Genomic DNA, 248 nt, shown 5'->3' with positions numbered 1-248 from the left:
AAATCGTTCCAGCGCATCGAGCGGTAGACGAAGACCGTCACCAAAAGGGCATAGAGGATGGCGATGCACGAGCTTTCGGTCGCCGTGAAGATGCCGGAGCGCACGCCGCCGAAGATGATGCCGACCAGCAACAGTCCGGGGATGGCGATCAGCGCCAATTGCCCGACGCGGGCGAAGCCCGGGAAGGTTTCGACCGGATAGCCTCGCTTGCGAGCGACGAGATAGGCGGTGACCATCAGCCGGGCGAA

1 protein-coding gene is annotated in these 248 nt (G+C 62.9%); it reads right to left on the bottom strand.

All coding sequences use genetic code 11. The features are described 5' to 3' along the window. Nucleotides 1-248 (bottom strand): TRAP transporter large permease subunit (locus EOD29_RS33905; protein WP_127248886.1); only part of this gene is annotated, 248 nt, incomplete at both ends.

The organism is Mesorhizobium sp. M1A.T.Ca.IN.004.03.1.1, assembly GCF_003997555.1.
Taxonomy (GTDB): domain Bacteria; phylum Pseudomonadota; class Alphaproteobacteria; order Rhizobiales; family Rhizobiaceae; genus Mesorhizobium.
Note: the sequence above shows the minus strand (reverse complement) of the source record. Positions and strands in the feature narration are given on the sequence as shown.